Source organism: Brevibacterium sp. W7.2, from assembly GCF_018137945.1.
GTDB lineage: Bacteria > Actinomycetota > Actinomycetes > Actinomycetales > Brevibacteriaceae > Brevibacterium > Brevibacterium sanguinis.
In genome coordinates this window covers 682,047-695,883 of sequence record NZ_CP073089.1, presented here as the reverse complement: position 1 = coordinate 695,883, position 13,837 = coordinate 682,047, and the positions used below count along the sequence as shown (strand labels likewise).

The window sequence follows — 13,837 nt, the reverse complement described above, 5'->3', positions numbered from 1 at the left end:
CCTACTGCACCGTAGGGCCGGACCACCGGATCAGGGCGGCGAGATCGCCGGTTCCCCCGCCTCGGCGAGGACATGACCCTAGAGCCTGATCCCCGATTCGGCATCGAAGAGGTGAAGCCTCTCCGGGTCCGGGTGCGCGCGGATCGTCTCACCCTTGCGCGGAGCGCGCTCCGTGGGCACTCGGACGACGACCAACTCCGCCTCCCCGGCATCGGCAGGTCGACCGTGGACGAAGGTGTCCGCACCGAGCACCTCCACCATTTCCACTCGCAGGCGAATTCCGCGCTCGCCCAGTCGAAGGTCCTCCGGTCTGATCCCCACCGTGATGGTGTCCCCGGAGGATGCCTGCAGCGCCTCCCTGGGCACCGGGATGACCGCGTCACCGAAGACGGCACCGGCTTCCATCTTCTCCGCCTGCACGAGGTTCATCGCAGGCGAACCGATGAACCCCGCCACGAAGACATTCGCCGGTCGCGAGTACATCACCGACGGAGAGTCGACCTGCTGCAGCTGACCGTCGTTGAGGACCGCGATCCTGTCCCCCATCGTCAGTGCTTCCGTCTGATCGTGGGTGACGTACACAGTGGTGACCCCGAGACGCGACTGCAGCGAAGCGATCTGCGAGCGCATCTGCACGCGCAGTTTGGCATCGAGATTCGACAGCGGCTCGTCCATGAGGAACACCCTGGGCTCTCGCACGATGGCCCTTCCCATCGCCACCCTCTGTCGCTGTCCGCCCGACAGCGCTTTGGGCTTTCGGTCGAGGTATTCGCCGAGGTCGAGCAGCTCTGCGGCATCGCGGACACGGGCTCTGCGCTGCGCAGCGGGAACCCCGGCGATCTTGAGGGCGAAGCCCATGTTGTCTCCCACACTCATGTGCGGATAGAGAGCGTAGTTCTGGAACACCATGGCGATGTCCCGTTCGTTGGGAGGGACATCGGTGATGTCTCGGTCGCCGATGAGGATCCGTCCGTCGCTCACCTCTTCGAGGCCCGCCAGCATCCGCAGGCTCGTGGACTTGCCACAGCCGGACGGTCCGACGAGAACGATGAACTCGCCGTCCTCGACGTGGAGGTCGAGACCGTCGACTGCGGGCTTCCGGCCGGGCTGATAGACCCGACTCGCGCTGTCATATGTCACTGTCGCCATGGCGTGCGCCCTTCATCCTTTCGTGTTCTCACTGGTGTCGGGATCTCGCAGCCATACGGTCGCAGCGCCGGGGAGAGTACCGTCGCCAGGCAGCTCCTCGCTCGAGAGCAGGATGTCACCGTCCGGCAGCGGCACCGATTGCGGGCCGAAATTCGTCACACTGACCCAGCCGCCCGGCCGCCGGAATCCGACGACCTCGTCTCCGAGTTCGAGCCACTCCAGCTGCTCGCCCGATCTCAGCTCGCTGCGCAGTCGCAGCGCACGGCGATACAGCCGCAGAGTCGACGACGGGTCGCCCTCCTCGCGCTCGGCAGAGTACTCGGCGAACCAGTCAGGTTGCGGCAGATGCGGCGCTGCGTCTCCGAAGCCGAATGCCGGTCCTTCTGATGTCCACGGCAAAGGCACTCGACAGCCGTCGCGACCGAGCTCCACGCCGCGGCTGCGGAAGAACGTCGGATCCTGCCGTGCGGCCTCGGGGATGTCCGGCACCTCGTGCAGCCCGAGTTCCTCGCCTTGGTACAGATAGGCCGAACCTGGCAGGGCGAGCTGCAGCAGCGTGGCCGCGCGAGCCCGGCGCAGACCCAGAGCAGCGTCGAGTTCGGGCGCGGTTCCCCCGGAGAGCAGCCATTCCCGCCCCATGCGCTCACTGTCTCCGGAGACCGGCAGTCCGTAGCGCGTGGCGTGACGGACGACATCGTGGTTGGAGAACACCCACGTGGTCGATGATCCCGAGGCGGCCGCCAGTTCGAGGTTCGACGTGATGACGCTTCGGAAGACCCGGGGGTCGAAGTCGGCGCGCAGCAGATCGAAGCTGAAGGCCTGCCCCAATCCGTCCTCGCCGGCGTAGCGAGCCCGGCGATCGGGATCCACCCACGCCTCCGCGACTCCGATCAGGGGCGGATCATAGCTGCGGAAGAGCCGCCTCCATTCCGCATAGATGTCGTGAACGTCGTCTCGGTCCCAGAGCGGATGCTGTCCGTCGTGAGGCAGGGCGTCGAGTTCGGCCTGAGTCGGCAGAGGCTCTCCCTCCGGGGGAAGGTCCTTCGCCAGACCGTGGGCGACATCCACGCGGAAGCCGTCGACTCCGCGGTCGGCCCAGAAGCGCAGAGTGGCGAGGAAGTCTGCACGCACGTCCGGGTTGTTCCAGTCGAGGTCGGGCTGTTCGGGGGCGAAGTTGTGGAGATACCACTGGCCGTCCCCCACCGGTTCCCAGGCGGAGCCGCCGAAGATCGATGTCCAGTCCGACGGGGGCAGTTCCCCTCGCTCCCCGCGTCCGTCTCTGAAGAGGTAGCGTCCTCGTTCCGGGGAGCCCTTGCCTGCGGCGAGCGCTGCCCGGAACCATTCGTGCCTGTCCGACGTATGGTTGGGCACGATGTCGACGATGATGCGGATTCCGACGTCGTGCAGTGCTGCGGTCAGGGCGTCGAATTCGGCGAGTGTGCCGAGTCGCGGGTCCACATCGCGGTAGTCGTCGACATCATAGCCGCCGTCTGCGAGCGCGGACGGGTAGAACGGGCTGAGCCAGACGGCGTCGATGCCCAGAGCGCTGAGATAGGGCACCTTCTCGATGATTCCGGCGAGATCGCCGATGCCGTTCGCGTCGGAGTCGGCGAAGCTGCGCGGGTAGATCTGGTAGACGGCGGCCTGACGCCACCAATCGTGGTCGTGGAGGAGCGCGGTCGAGCGCGAACGCGATTCTGAGGTCTGGAGCATTGTGGTATTCCTGTCCTGTTCGTACCGGTGACGGGATCTGAGGCGGGCTGTGACCGGGAACGGCTCCGCGGTGGAGCATCGGGGCCGAGAGCTCCTGGACGGGGGCGCACGGTTGGGAGGTCCGTGTCTGATCACTTCACCGCTCCCTGGGTCACTCCGGACATCACCCAACGCTGCGTGAAGAGGTAGACGATGACCGCCGGCGCCATCGCCATGAGATACGACGAGAAGGCGATGTGGTAGTTGTTGCTGAACTGAGTCTGGAAGATCGACTGCACGACGGGGAGGGTCTGCAGACTCGGATCGGCGATGATGAGCGAGGGCATCATGAAGTCGTTCCAGGAGGCGAGGAAGGAGAAGATGCCGACCGTCGCGCTCATCGGCGCGAGAAGCGGGAAGACGATCCGCCAGAAGACCTGAGTGGTCGACGCACCGTCGATCCGCGCACTCTCCTCGAGCTCTTCCGGAAGGCTGCGCAGGAACGCGGTGTAGAGCATGACGGAGAACGACAGCTGGAACAGGATGTGGAGGACGGCCACTCCGAGTGGATTCGCCAGGCCGACCATGCCGGTCAGCTTCACCTGCGACAGCGCGAGGACCGGGAACGGCAGGAACATCGCGGCCAGGAGGTAGAAGAAGGACCAGCGGAACAGTCTGCGATGCCAGTTCCGTGAGATCGCGTAGGCGGCCATGGAGCTGAGAAGGATGGTTCCGACGACGGAGACGGTCGTCACGAACACGGAGATTGCGAAGGCTCGAGGGAAGTTCGTCAGCGACCACGCCTCGACGATGCCCTCGAGACTCGGAGGAGCAGGCAGTGCGAACGCCTGACCATCGACAGCTTGGGAACCCGACTTCAACGCCATCGAGACGGTGACGTAGAGCGGAACCAGGACTGTCAGCGAGCATGCTGCGAGCAGCACGGTGAGACCGACTCCCCGACGCCGCCGGCGTCGTGTTCCCGCCTTGGTGCGGTCGGCGTCGAGACTGCGCGGTGAGGTTCGGACAGTGGAGTCGGGGAGCACAGTGGGTGTTGCGGACATCAGGAGCCGGCCTTTCCGCGGGAGAGCCGCAGTTGGATGAGGGCGATGCCGAGTGCGATGAGGAAGAAGATCACTGAGTTCGCCATCTGGTAGGCGTAATCGCCGTTGTCGAAGCCGCGGAAGATCATCATCGCCACCGACCGGGTTGACGTGCCCGGTCCGCCGTCGGTGAGGCCGACGATGACGTCGTAAGAATTGAGGAAGTTCTTGAACCCGATCACCACGTTGATGGCGATGTACCCGGCCATCAGGGGCAGGGTGATGGAGCGCAGCCGGGACCACGACGTCGCTCCGTCGAGCGCCGCTGCTTCGTACACCTCCGCGGGGATGGAGACGAGTCCGGCGATGTAGATGAGCATGGCGGAGGGGACGGCCTGCCACGCCGTGACGATGACGATCGAGATCCATGCGAGATCGGGATCGGAGAGGATGCTCTCTTCGAGGAATCCGAGTCCCCCGGCCGCTGCCGCGGCGGGCACCGTGCGTGAGAAGAGGAAGTTGAAGACGAACGCGATGATGATCCCTGACAGCACCATCGGCAGGACGAACACTGCTCGAAGCGCGTTCTTGGCGCGGATTCGCGACGTCAGACCGATGGCGAGAAGCAGAGCGATGACGTTGACGAGAATCACGGTGACCACCGCGACGCCGATCGTGAAGCCATATGCGCCGAGGATGGCAGGATCGCTGAAGAGAACCGCGTAATTGGTGAGACCGACGAAGTTCCACTCCCCGAACCCGATCGAGTCGGTGAAGCTGAAGAAGACGCCCATCACCGCTGGAACAGTGAGTGCCAGGGTGAAGGCGAGCACCGCAGGCAGCAGAAAGAGGACATGGACGGCCTCGGCGCCCCGTCTGCGGCGCCGAACATGGTGGCGGTTGCCGGCCCGGCTCTCTGTGGTCATCGTTCTCCTCATCGTTGAGTTCGGTTCATGACCGGCGGGCCAATCTGGCCCAGTCGTCGTCGAGGGTGGAGAGAACTCCTTCGAGATCGGCCCCGAGCACGAGGCCCTGCATGTAGTTCTCGAACGGAATCGTGCGGGGAATGGCCGTGGACGCCCCCTGGTAGAAGGCCCCGCGGTCGACGTATGACTGCATCTCAACGAGTCGCTCGTCGGTGACAGGCGGCGCCCCGGCGCGCACTCCGAAACCGAGGTTCTCGGCGTTGTACGTGTCCTGTATCGCGGGGTCGAGCAGAAAGGCTGCCAGCTCGCGGGCTCCATCGGGATTGCGCGCGGCCTCGGGAATCCAGAGTGCGAGGTCGATGTTGACGCGCACCCTGAGATCGTCCGCGTCCTCGGTCATCGGCAGCGGGAAGGTCCCGATGTCGAGGTCGGCATTCGTCTTGGCGATCTCGCCGAGTGCCCACGGGCCGTGCAGATACATCGCGCCCTCGCCTCGGGCGAAGGCGAGGTTGCCGTCTCCGTAGCCCAGACTCGCCGCGTTCCGGTTCGAGTAGGCGGCGAGCTCGAGCATCTTCGACAGCGGACCGTGGAAGTCCTTGCTGAAGGACACCGGGGCCGTCGGACCGAGGTCGTCTCCCTGTGCCCGCAGCTGCGCAACGAAATCGGCGATGTTCAGTCCGCCGCCCAAGCTGTAATCGGCGAGTCCCTGCGACACGGTCCACGCGTCGGCGTAAGTGCTGATGAGAGGCGTCACCCCTGCATCCTGGAATGTCCCGCACGCTTCCAGCAGCTCGGTCCAGGTCCGGGGCACTTCGACCCCGCACCGGTCGAACAGCTCGCGATTGTAGAGAACGGAGGCCGCCATCAGGGAGTAGGGGATGACACTGGTTCGCCCGGGATAGCCGGGATACTGATCGACCAGCCCCTGGATCTCGGGCGCGACGGCCGCTGCCTCTGGCAGATCCGAGAGGTCGGAGAGCGCGCCGCGCTCCTGGAAGCGCGCCATCTCGAAGTTGTAATTGAGGCAGCCGAGATCGGGCGGGGCACTGCGGGCGAAGCCTCCCGACAGATTGGATGCGGTGTCATGAACTGCGCGGAGCCCGGTGCCCTCGGCGTTGAAGGCAGCGACGAGTTCGCGGAAATAGGGGATGGCCTCGGGCTTCGACTGGTACAGCGTGACGGTGGGCCGACCGCTCACACCTTCGGAGCAGCCGCCGAGGGACAGCATGGTTCCGGCCGCAGCGGCGGCGAGGAACCCCCGTCGCGTTGCGACGAACGGTTGAGAGTCTGCCGGTGATCGGGACACGTCGTTGTCTCCTGATGGTCAAGCGCGAATGCTTCAAGCTGTTTCTATAGCGCTTAAATATACCTCCTAAATTAATTAAATCAAGCGACCTGTGCCCGGGGCTGTGCATTCGTCAGTCCGAGAGGCGAGCCCGCAGCAGGTCGCGGACAGCTTCGAGTGCGGCGGCGATGGCTCCGTCGACCACGGCATCGCCGCCCAGCTTCGAGGGAACGATCCTCACCGGCATCGGCGCGTAGTCGGCCACCATCTCCTCTGCGCGGCGCAGAAGGATCTCGTCCTCAAGCGCCGTGGCCCCGCTGACGACCACGACCTGCGGGTTGAGCAGGCTCGACAGGGTCGCCACGACCCGCGCCAAACGATCCGACAGGTCATCGACCAACCGCAGCGCCGCCGGTCTCCCCGCTGCGGCCTGCGCGATGAGTTCGTGGGGGTCCAAGGGCAGCGGTGCCTCATCCACTCCCCTGGCGTTCTCCTGCTCTGCCCACTTCCGGGCGAGTCGGCCCAGCCCCTCGGTCGAACGCACACCTTCGACGTGCTCGAGGTAGACCATCTCTCCGGCTCCGCCGCGTGCACCGGTGAGAAGGTGTCCGCCGTCGACGATTCCCGCTCCGAACCGCTCTCCGGCCAAGAGCATGACGAAGTCCCCCGCGGGGTCGACGGCGCCCGCATGGCGTTCGGCGATGGCCGCGAGGTTGGCATCGTTGTGGACCGAGACTGCCCAGTCGAGGTCGTGCAGCACCTCCTGCAGGTCCACTTCCACTTCCCGCCAGAACGGGTCCTCCATCGCCATCGACCCCTCGGCGGCGATGGGCGCGGCGAATCCGAAGCAGATGGTCCGCACCTGCTCATGGTCTGCCTCCGCCCCTGTGATCGCCCGATCGATGGCGGTGCGCACCTGCGCAGCGCGACTCCGGCTCGCATCATCGGCAAAGCGGATGCGGGCTCCGCCCAGGCGACGACCGGTGACATCGGCGACTGCCGCGGATACGGAATTCAGTCCCGCGTCGACACCGACACAGAGGGCATCGCGCGCTCGGGGAAAGAAGCGCTTGCCGGGGCGACCGCTGCCGCTCTGCCGGTCGGGCGGCCCCTGGACGATGAGTCCGCGGCGCTGCAGATCCTCGCACTGCGCGAGGACTGTGGCTCGCGTGAGTCCGGTCTGAGAGATGAGATCGTTCGTCGACATCCCCTCGAGCGGATCACCGGCCCAGAGCCGGTCGAGCACGAGCCGCTCATTCCACTCGCGCACGGTGTGGCGCGGGCCGTCCGCCGCTGATATGGGCCGATGCCCCAGCGGCTGTCCTCTCTCCGTCGTCACCATCACCTCAGAGTATCCGGTGACGGGGCGACGCGGAGCCGAGTGATGGCCGCTTCTGCCGACTGCTGTTCCTGCGCTGCGCGGGTGCAGAGTTCGCAAGCGACCGGATCAGAGCGGCGAGATCTCCGGCTCCCCCGCCTCGGCGAGGATCTCCGCGATCGTCTGCCCGCGCCGGATGAGCGAGAACTCGACCCCAGCACCGAGGCGGTTCTCCGACTCCGCGGAACCGGGGACTCCGCGCGTAGTCGCCACCATGCGATAGCCGTACACGGGCACGCGCGGCAGGAGGTTGTAGGAGAACGGATTCGCGAAGTAGTACGCGCCGGTGTCCGGCACGGCGACGAGATCGCCGACGTCGAGGCGGGGCAGCTCGCGGTTCTCGGCGAGGAGGTCACCGGCGAAGCACGCCGGTCCTGCGACGTCGGTGGGGACCGCCTCGGCGCGCTTGGGGGCGCCGTCGGCGGCGAACGGAAGGATCCGCAGCGGCCAGTCCGCAGGAGCGTAGGCGGTGCGGGTGGCGACCTGCACGCCCGCGTGGGTCATCGCGATGTGCCGCCCACCGGTCGTCTTCGCGGTTTCGACGCGGGTGAGGATCGTGCCGGCCTTCGCGAGCAGTGAGCGGCCGAACTCGGTGACGATGTCGAACTCGACAAGGGCGGGGACGACGGCGTCGAGGACCTCGCGGTAGGCCGCGAAGGTCGGGGTCACCTCGTCGCTGGTGAAGTTGACCGGCAGGCCGCCGCCGATGTCGATGCGGGTGACCTGGCGAGCACCCGCCCTCGTGTTGACCTCGCGGGCGAGGTCGACGGCCGCGGCGATCCCCGCTGCCGCCTGGTCGAGGGTGATGCCCTGCGACCCCGAATGGACGTGGACCTGGGTCAGCCACGGGCGGGCGAGGTAGGCCTCGATGAGGGCGTCGCGGGCGCCCGGGTCGGCGATCCCGATGCCGAACTTCGACGTCTGCGTCGCCGTGCTCATCGCGCCGATCGCACCGACCCCGGACTGCGGGTTGATCCTCACCCCGATCACCGAGGCGGTGCGACCGTCGACGAGTTCGTCGAGTCGGGCGAGCTCCTCCCAGCTGTCGGCGTTGACGGAGATGCCGAGGGCGAGCGCGCGGCGCAGCTCGCTCATCGTCTTCGCGGGCGAGTCGAAGACGATCGTCTCGGGCCGGAACCCGGCGGACAGGGCGAGTTCGAGTTCGCCGGGGCTCGCGACCTCGCAGCCGGCTCCCGCCTCGGCGAAGAACCGGAGCAGCGGCAGCAGGGGCACGGCCTTGCAGGCGACGGCGTGGAGGACAGTGGTGTCCGAGGTCGCGGTGGGGGCCGTCGTGCCCGACTCCGTGTCTGATGTCGCGGTGGGGTCGGTGGTTGCCGTCGCAGGATGCTCGAACGCCGCGGTCAGCTGCGCGAACGCGGCGGCCACCTCGTCGAGGTCGATGAGGCCGAGCACGGGACTGTCGTCGGTGAGCGCCGGGACGTCGCCGCGAGCAGGCGGCTCGGTCGACGAGTTCGCTGCGATCGTCGCGATGGCACGGCTGCGGCGCTCGGTCAGGGTGGCGGTGTCGCGGTGCGGGCTGTCCATGGGGTCCTTCACGGTCACGTCGTCGTCCGGATCCGGCACAGAGTTCGGTGCCGGGCCTCCGAGACCATCATGGCATCCGCTCCGGACGCGCCGGCACGCGCCCCCGGCTCCTCGTCTCAGTCGTCGCCTCAGACGTTGCGCAGCTGGACGGGCACGGACTCCCACCACCAGCCTGACTCGCGGTCCCAGCGCCCGGCCTCATCGAGGAAATCCTCGATGCGCTCGCGTGTCGTCGCGCCGCCGTACTGGACTTCGATGATCGCGCCGCCGCACCGATCGACCACGTGGACGTCGGCATCGTCGATAGCGGGGAACTCCGCTGCCGCCCGTTCGGCGGCCCGGCGGCTCGGCACCTCGTCGCAGTGGACCTTCGAGGGCACATTGTCGAAGACGACGTCCTGGACCGTGAACGAGGAGATCACCCTCCCGCAGACGAAGGCACCGACGATGAGGGCGGCGAGACCGCTGCCGACCGCGATGGCGATGCCGCGGACGAGTCGTCTACGCGCGATGGCCGCCACCGGTGAGAAGGCGATCATCAGGCGCCGCCACAGTGCCGCTCGCCGGCGCTGCGTCATGCGGCAGCTGCCGGCCGAGGCGGCGATCGACTTTGACGAGCACGCGCAGGCCGACGATCATGAGCGCGATGATGAGAACCGCGGACACCACCGCGACGAGGATCATGAGGATTCCCAGCAGGTCCGCCGGCAACGACAATTCCACAGATTGCTCCTTCCACCGCACGATCGGCGGATGCGATGACCGCACGTCTGCGCGGCCTCCCCCACTGTGCCCGGCTCGGGCGAGCCTGTCATCGCCTAAAAGGATGAAATCGCCGGGTGAGCTTCAAGTGAGCTTCCGTGCCCTCGCCTCACTCCGGCGAGTAGAACTTGAACTGGATCGCGCGGACGACGACCTGCGCGAGGTTCTTCGCACCGAGCTTGATCCGCAGATTCCGCGCATGCGACTTCACGGTGTGGAGCGACACGAACTGCGCCTCGGCGATCTCGCCGTAGTCCATGCCCGCACACAGCTGCCGCAGGAGGATGAGCTCCTTGTCGGTGAGGACGGGTGCCGCCTCGGGGGCTTCGGGCAGCGGATCGCCGCTGAGCACGATGTCCGCGGCGAGTGAGCGCAGCAGCGCCGGCGAATCCCCGCCGAGCGCGGCCTTGACGACGCCGACGAGCTCCGCGTCCGAGGCCGTCTTGTTCACCGCGGCCAGGGCACCGGCCTCGAGGGCGCGCGCGATCCCCGGCCCCGGGGAGACCGTCGTGAGGAGGACGATCCGCGCGCTCGGCTCGACCTCGATGATCTGCGCGGTCGCGTCGACCCCGCTCATCCCCGGCGGCATGTTGACGTCCATGAGCACGAGGTCGGGACGGAACCGGATGAAAGCCTCGACCGCGTCCTCCCCCGAATGCCGGGGGTCGAGCACCGTGAGCGTCCCGTCGTCGCTGAGCGCCGCGGCGATCGCCCGCGTCGTCCACCGGTCATCATCGACGATGAGCACCGAGGCGGGGCCGGGATGTGCGGGAACGCGCGGTGCCGGCTCCCCCGCCTCCGGGCCGGTTCCGCTCATGCGCGACGTGCCGGTCCCGCTCATGCGCGACGTGCCGGTCCCGCTCACGCGCGACGTCATCCGCGACGGCTTCCGCTGTGCTGCCGTTCCCCGTGCGCGGGCTCCGAGCGCAGGCGCAGCTCGTCGCTGCCGGAGGCACCCGACATCGAGAGCGCCCCGGTCGCCGAATGCTCAGGCGAACGGACACCGGACTCACCGCGGCTGGAAAGCGCACGGTCGTCGGCAGCGATGCGAACGTCCGCCAGCCCACCAGAACCGCCGCGCTGCCCGGAACCACCACGCTGCCCGGCACCGTCGACACGTGCCACCTCAGCGAAATCCTCACTCACGCATTCGGCGGCTCCGCGCTCACCGGCACCACGGTCACCGGCACCGCGGTCACCGGCAGCCGCCTCGGCGCCGCATTCGCTCAGCCGCACCGGATGGACCACCTCGACGACGACCCGACCATCGGGGGCCGTCGCCACCGTGCAGTCCCCGCCGAGGGCCCGCGCGCGCACCTGCAGCGAACGCGGCACGACGGTGAGATCCGCCTCGGCACTGTTGATGCTGCGGTAGTGGAGGTCGACGCGGTCGGTCGCACTGCGCAGCGCGGCGACATCGAGGCGGGACTCCGTGCCGGGCGTCGAGTAGCGGATGACGTTCGTCGCGAGTTCGAGGATGAAGGCCGTGAAATGCTCGCCGACCTCGCGGGAGGCGTGGGCGGGGAGGTCACCGACCGTCGTCGCCAACCGCACCCCGCCGGCTGCGCTGCCGTCCCTGATCGCCGAGGTGAGGAGGTAGGCCTCGGCCTGCAGCTCGATCCGCGAGGTGTCGGGAGCATCCGTCTGCAGGCGACCGATGAGCTGGCGCAGGCGCTTCGAGGCCTCCGCGTTGACCATCGCGAGCTCGGCGATCATCCGATCCGTGCCCGGGGCCTGCGGGGCCCGGCCGAGGGACTTGATGATCGCCGCCTCGGTGGACAGGGAGTGGGAGATCGTGTCGTGGGTGTCGGAGGTGAAGCGGGTGCGCAGCGCCTCCACGGTGCGCGCGTGCTCGCGCGCCGCCGTCTCGCGCCGCGTGATCTCGCGCCGGAAGCGCAGTTCGATGACCCCGGCCGCGAGGCCGAGCACCGAGGTCATCAGCCACTCGTAGCCGAGGTCGATGAGTCCCGGCAGTCCCTCGTCGTAGGCGCCGAGCTGAGTCGCGACCCCGATGTAGGCGAGCAGGCCGACCGTCGCGGCCGCGAACGACCACCAGCGGAAATAGCTGAGCAGGACGCCAGCGGAGAGGATGAGCGCCTCGGGGAACATGTTCTCGAGGTCGGGGTAGAGCCACAGGTAGCCGATGCCGGCCGCCGTGGCGATGAGCGCCACCGTCCGCGGCGCGAACGGCGTGACGATGAGCAGCGCATACGCGGCGATGAGCAGGCCGACGTAGAGCGGTTCGTCGGTCTCGAAGGACCCGGGCACGAGGACCGTGAGGCCCATGATGAGGGCGAGGGCGCGAATCGGCAGATCGACGAAGCGGGGGCCGCGCAGGAATCCCCACACGCGCGCCCAGCGGCCCTCCGGCCGCTCGTCTGTCGTCGCACCCATGACTATAAGTGTCCTACATTTGCGGCGAATTCGCAGGAAGAGCGCACACGACCCTGCTCACACCGGCCTGATCTCCCCACTGCGGGCCGATGAGGCCTCCGCGGGGAGTCCGGGTGAGCAGGGTCGTGACAGGAGCGGCGACGCGGCGTTCACCACCGCCGCCGAACAGGTGTCAGCCGAGGAGTTCGGCGAGTCCCGCCTCGAGGACGTCGAACGCATCGTTCAGCAGCTCGTCGGAGATCGTCAGCGGCGGCAGGAACCGCAGGACGTTGCCGAAGGTGCCCGTCGTGAGGACGAGGACGCCGTTCTTCGCCGCGTAGGCCGCGAGGTCCTTGACGAGTTCGGGGTTCGGGTCGATCGAATCGCGCTTGACGAACTCGGCGGCGACCATCGCACCGCGGCCGCGGATGTCGCCGATCTCCGGGTACTTGTCCTGGAGCTTGACGAGGCGGTCGGTGATGATCTCGCCGATCTCCGTCGCCCGCTCGAGGAGACCGTCGTTCTCGTACGCCTCGATCGCGCCGAGGGCAGCCGCACACGCGGTGGGGTTGCCGCCGTACGTGCCGCCGAGGCGGCCGGGACCGACCGAGTCCATGATCTCTGCCCGACCGGTGACCGCCGAGAGCGGCAGACCGCCGGCGATGCCCTTCGCGGTGGTGATGAGATCGGGGACGATCTCCTCCCACTCGCTGGCGAACATCTTGCCGGTGCGGGCGAAGCCGGCCTGGACCTCGTCGGCGACGAAGACGATGCCGTTCTCCCGCGCGTATTCGACGAGCGTCGGGAGGAAGCCCTCGGCCGGGACGATGAAGCCGCCCTCGCCCTGGATGGGCTCGATGACGATCGCGGCGACGTTCTCCGCGCCGATCTGCTTGTCGATCATCGTCATCACGCGCTTGGCCGCCTCTTCGCCGCTGACCTTCGTGCCGGCGGCATCGTTGTCGCGGAAGGGGTATGACATGGGCGCGCGGTAGACTTCACCGGCGAACGGGCCGAACCCGGCCTTGTAGGGATGAGCCTTCGCGGTCATCGCCATCGTGAGGTTGGTGCGACCGTGGTACGCGTGGTCGAAGACGACGACCGCGTCACGGTTCGTGTGCGCGCGGGCGATCTTCACGGCGTTCTCGACCGCCTCGGCGCCGGAGTTGAGGAGCACGGTGCGCTTCTCGTGGTCACCGGGGGTGAGACGGTTGAGCGCCTCGGCGACCTCGACGTAGCTCTCGTAGGGGTTGACCATGAAGCACGTGTGCGTGAACGCCTCGAGCTGTTCGGTCGCGGCCTTGACGACGCGGGGGTTCGCGTTGCCCGCGGTGGTCACGGCGATGCCGGATCCCAGGTCGATGAGCTGATTGCCGTCGACGTCCTTGAGGATTCCTCCGCCTGCGGCGACCACGTAGGCCGGAAGGCTCGATCCGACGCCGGTCGCGACGGCGGTCGATCGCCGGGCCTCGATCTCACGGGACTTCGGTCCCGGGATCTCGGTGACGATCTTGCGTTCCTGCGGCAGAGCTTCGCCGCCAATTTCCAAAGCTGTCATAACGGGAACAATAGAGTGTGGCGACGGTTCTTGTCATTCCGAGTCCGGCAGGTGAGCAGAACCCGCAATCAGGGGCCCGGAGAGGTGCGGAATCCGTCGTCACGCCTCTGCCGCGACCGACGTCAT

12 protein-coding genes are annotated in these 13,837 nt (G+C 67.7%); all 12 read right to left on the bottom strand.

What is annotated here, in order from left to right; genetic code table 11:
* Positions 1-78: 78 nt before the first annotated feature.
* The 12 genes from ugpC to gabT all read right to left on the bottom strand — a co-directional run bounded on the left by ugpC (position 79) and on the right by gabT (position 13,711).
* The gene (ugpC, locus tag J9315_RS02995) at positions 79-1,149 is read right to left on the bottom strand and encodes a sn-glycerol-3-phosphate ABC transporter ATP-binding protein UgpC (protein ID WP_211978776.1); all 1,071 of its coding nucleotides are present in this window, start codon (positions 1,147-1,149) and stop codon (positions 79-81) included.
* Between the two features lie 12 nt (positions 1,150-1,161).
* A complete protein-coding gene (locus J9315_RS02990; RefSeq protein ID WP_211978775.1) occupies positions 1,162-2,862 on the bottom strand; it encodes a glycoside hydrolase family 13 protein in 1,701 nt (566 codons plus the stop codon).
* A gap of 131 nt (positions 2,863-2,993) precedes the next feature.
* On the bottom strand, positions 2,994-3,905 hold the full coding sequence (locus J9315_RS02985) for a carbohydrate ABC transporter permease (RefSeq protein WP_211978774.1): 912 nt from the start codon (positions 3,903-3,905) through the stop codon (positions 2,994-2,996).
* The gene (locus tag J9315_RS02980; RefSeq protein WP_211978773.1) at positions 3,905-4,810 is read right to left on the bottom strand and encodes a sugar ABC transporter permease; all 906 of its coding nucleotides are present in this window, start codon (positions 4,808-4,810) and stop codon (positions 3,905-3,907) included. The genes J9315_RS02985 and J9315_RS02980 overlap by 1 nt, the downstream gene beginning before the upstream one ends.
* Positions 4,811-4,835: 25 nt before the next feature.
* Complete coding sequence (locus tag J9315_RS02975) at positions 4,836-6,038, bottom strand: extracellular solute-binding protein (protein WP_249121005.1); 1,203 nt, start codon at positions 6,036-6,038, stop codon at positions 4,836-4,838.
* Positions 6,039-6,228: 190 nt separating this feature from the next.
* Positions 6,229-7,437: an ROK family protein gene (locus tag J9315_RS02970; RefSeq protein WP_211978771.1), complete on the bottom strand. Its 1,209-nt coding sequence runs from the start codon at positions 7,435-7,437 to the stop codon at positions 6,229-6,231.
* A 105-nt stretch (positions 7,438-7,542) separates the two neighbouring features.
* Positions 7,543-9,018, bottom strand: a complete 1,476-nt coding sequence (locus tag J9315_RS02965) for a diaminopimelate decarboxylase (RefSeq protein ID WP_211978770.1) — start codon at positions 9,016-9,018, stop codon at positions 7,543-7,545.
* 128 nt (positions 9,019-9,146) lie between these two features.
* Positions 9,147-9,557, bottom strand: a complete 411-nt coding sequence (locus J9315_RS02960) for a hypothetical protein (protein ID WP_211978769.1) — start codon at positions 9,555-9,557, stop codon at positions 9,147-9,149.
* A complete protein-coding gene (locus tag J9315_RS02955; protein ID WP_211978768.1) occupies positions 9,520-9,741 on the bottom strand; it encodes a hypothetical protein in 222 nt (73 codons plus the stop codon). Before J9315_RS02955 ends, J9315_RS02960 begins: the two co-directional genes overlap by 38 nt.
* Positions 9,742-9,889: 148 nt before the next feature.
* A complete protein-coding gene (locus tag J9315_RS02950; protein ID WP_211978767.1) occupies positions 9,890-10,597 on the bottom strand; it encodes a response regulator transcription factor in 708 nt (235 codons plus the stop codon).
* 56 nt (positions 10,598-10,653) lie between these two features.
* Positions 10,654-12,174: a hypothetical protein gene (locus J9315_RS02945; protein ID WP_211978766.1), complete on the bottom strand. Its 1,521-nt coding sequence runs from the start codon at positions 12,172-12,174 to the stop codon at positions 10,654-10,656.
* A gap of 172 nt (positions 12,175-12,346) precedes the next feature.
* Positions 12,347-13,711 carry a 4-aminobutyrate--2-oxoglutarate transaminase gene (gabT, locus tag J9315_RS02940; protein ID WP_211978765.1) on the bottom strand — a complete coding sequence of 455 codons (1,365 nt, stop codon included), beginning with the start codon at positions 13,709-13,711 and terminating at the stop codon, positions 12,347-12,349.
* Positions 13,712-13,837: the final 126 nt, after the last annotated feature.

Coding starts and splice junctions, on each gene's coding strand:
- ugpC (WP_211978776.1), bottom strand. CDS start 1,149: ATGGCGACAGTGACATATGACAGCGCGAGTCGGGTCTATCAGCCCGGC.
- J9315_RS02990 (WP_211978775.1), bottom strand. CDS start 2,862: ATGCTCCAGACCTCAGAATCGCGTTCGCGCTCGACCGCGCTCCTCCAC.
- J9315_RS02985 (WP_211978774.1), bottom strand. CDS start 3,905: ATGTCCGCAACACCCACTGTGCTCCCCGACTCCACTGTCCGAACCTCA.
- J9315_RS02980 (WP_211978773.1), bottom strand. CDS start 4,810: ATGACCACAGAGAGCCGGGCCGGCAACCGCCACCATGTTCGGCGCCGC.
- J9315_RS02975 (WP_249121005.1), bottom strand. CDS start 6,038: ATGCTGTCCCTCGGCGGCTGCTCCGAAGGTGTGAGCGGTCGGCCCACC.
- J9315_RS02970 (WP_211978771.1), bottom strand. CDS start 7,437: ATGGTGACGACGGAGAGAGGACAGCCGCTGGGGCATCGGCCCATATCA.
- J9315_RS02965 (WP_211978770.1), bottom strand. CDS start 9,018: ATGGACAGCCCGCACCGCGACACCGCCACCCTGACCGAGCGCCGCAGC.
- J9315_RS02960 (WP_211978769.1), bottom strand. CDS start 9,557: ATGATCGCCTTCTCACCGGTGGCGGCCATCGCGCGTAGACGACTCGTC.
- J9315_RS02950 (WP_211978767.1), bottom strand. CDS start 10,597: ATGAGCGGAACCGGCCCGGAGGCGGGGGAGCCGGCACCGCGCGTTCCC.
- J9315_RS02945 (WP_211978766.1), bottom strand. CDS start 12,174: ATGGGTGCGACGACAGACGAGCGGCCGGAGGGCCGCTGGGCGCGCGTG.
- gabT (WP_211978765.1), bottom strand. CDS start 13,711: ATGACAGCTTTGGAAATTGGCGGCGAAGCTCTGCCGCAGGAACGCAAG.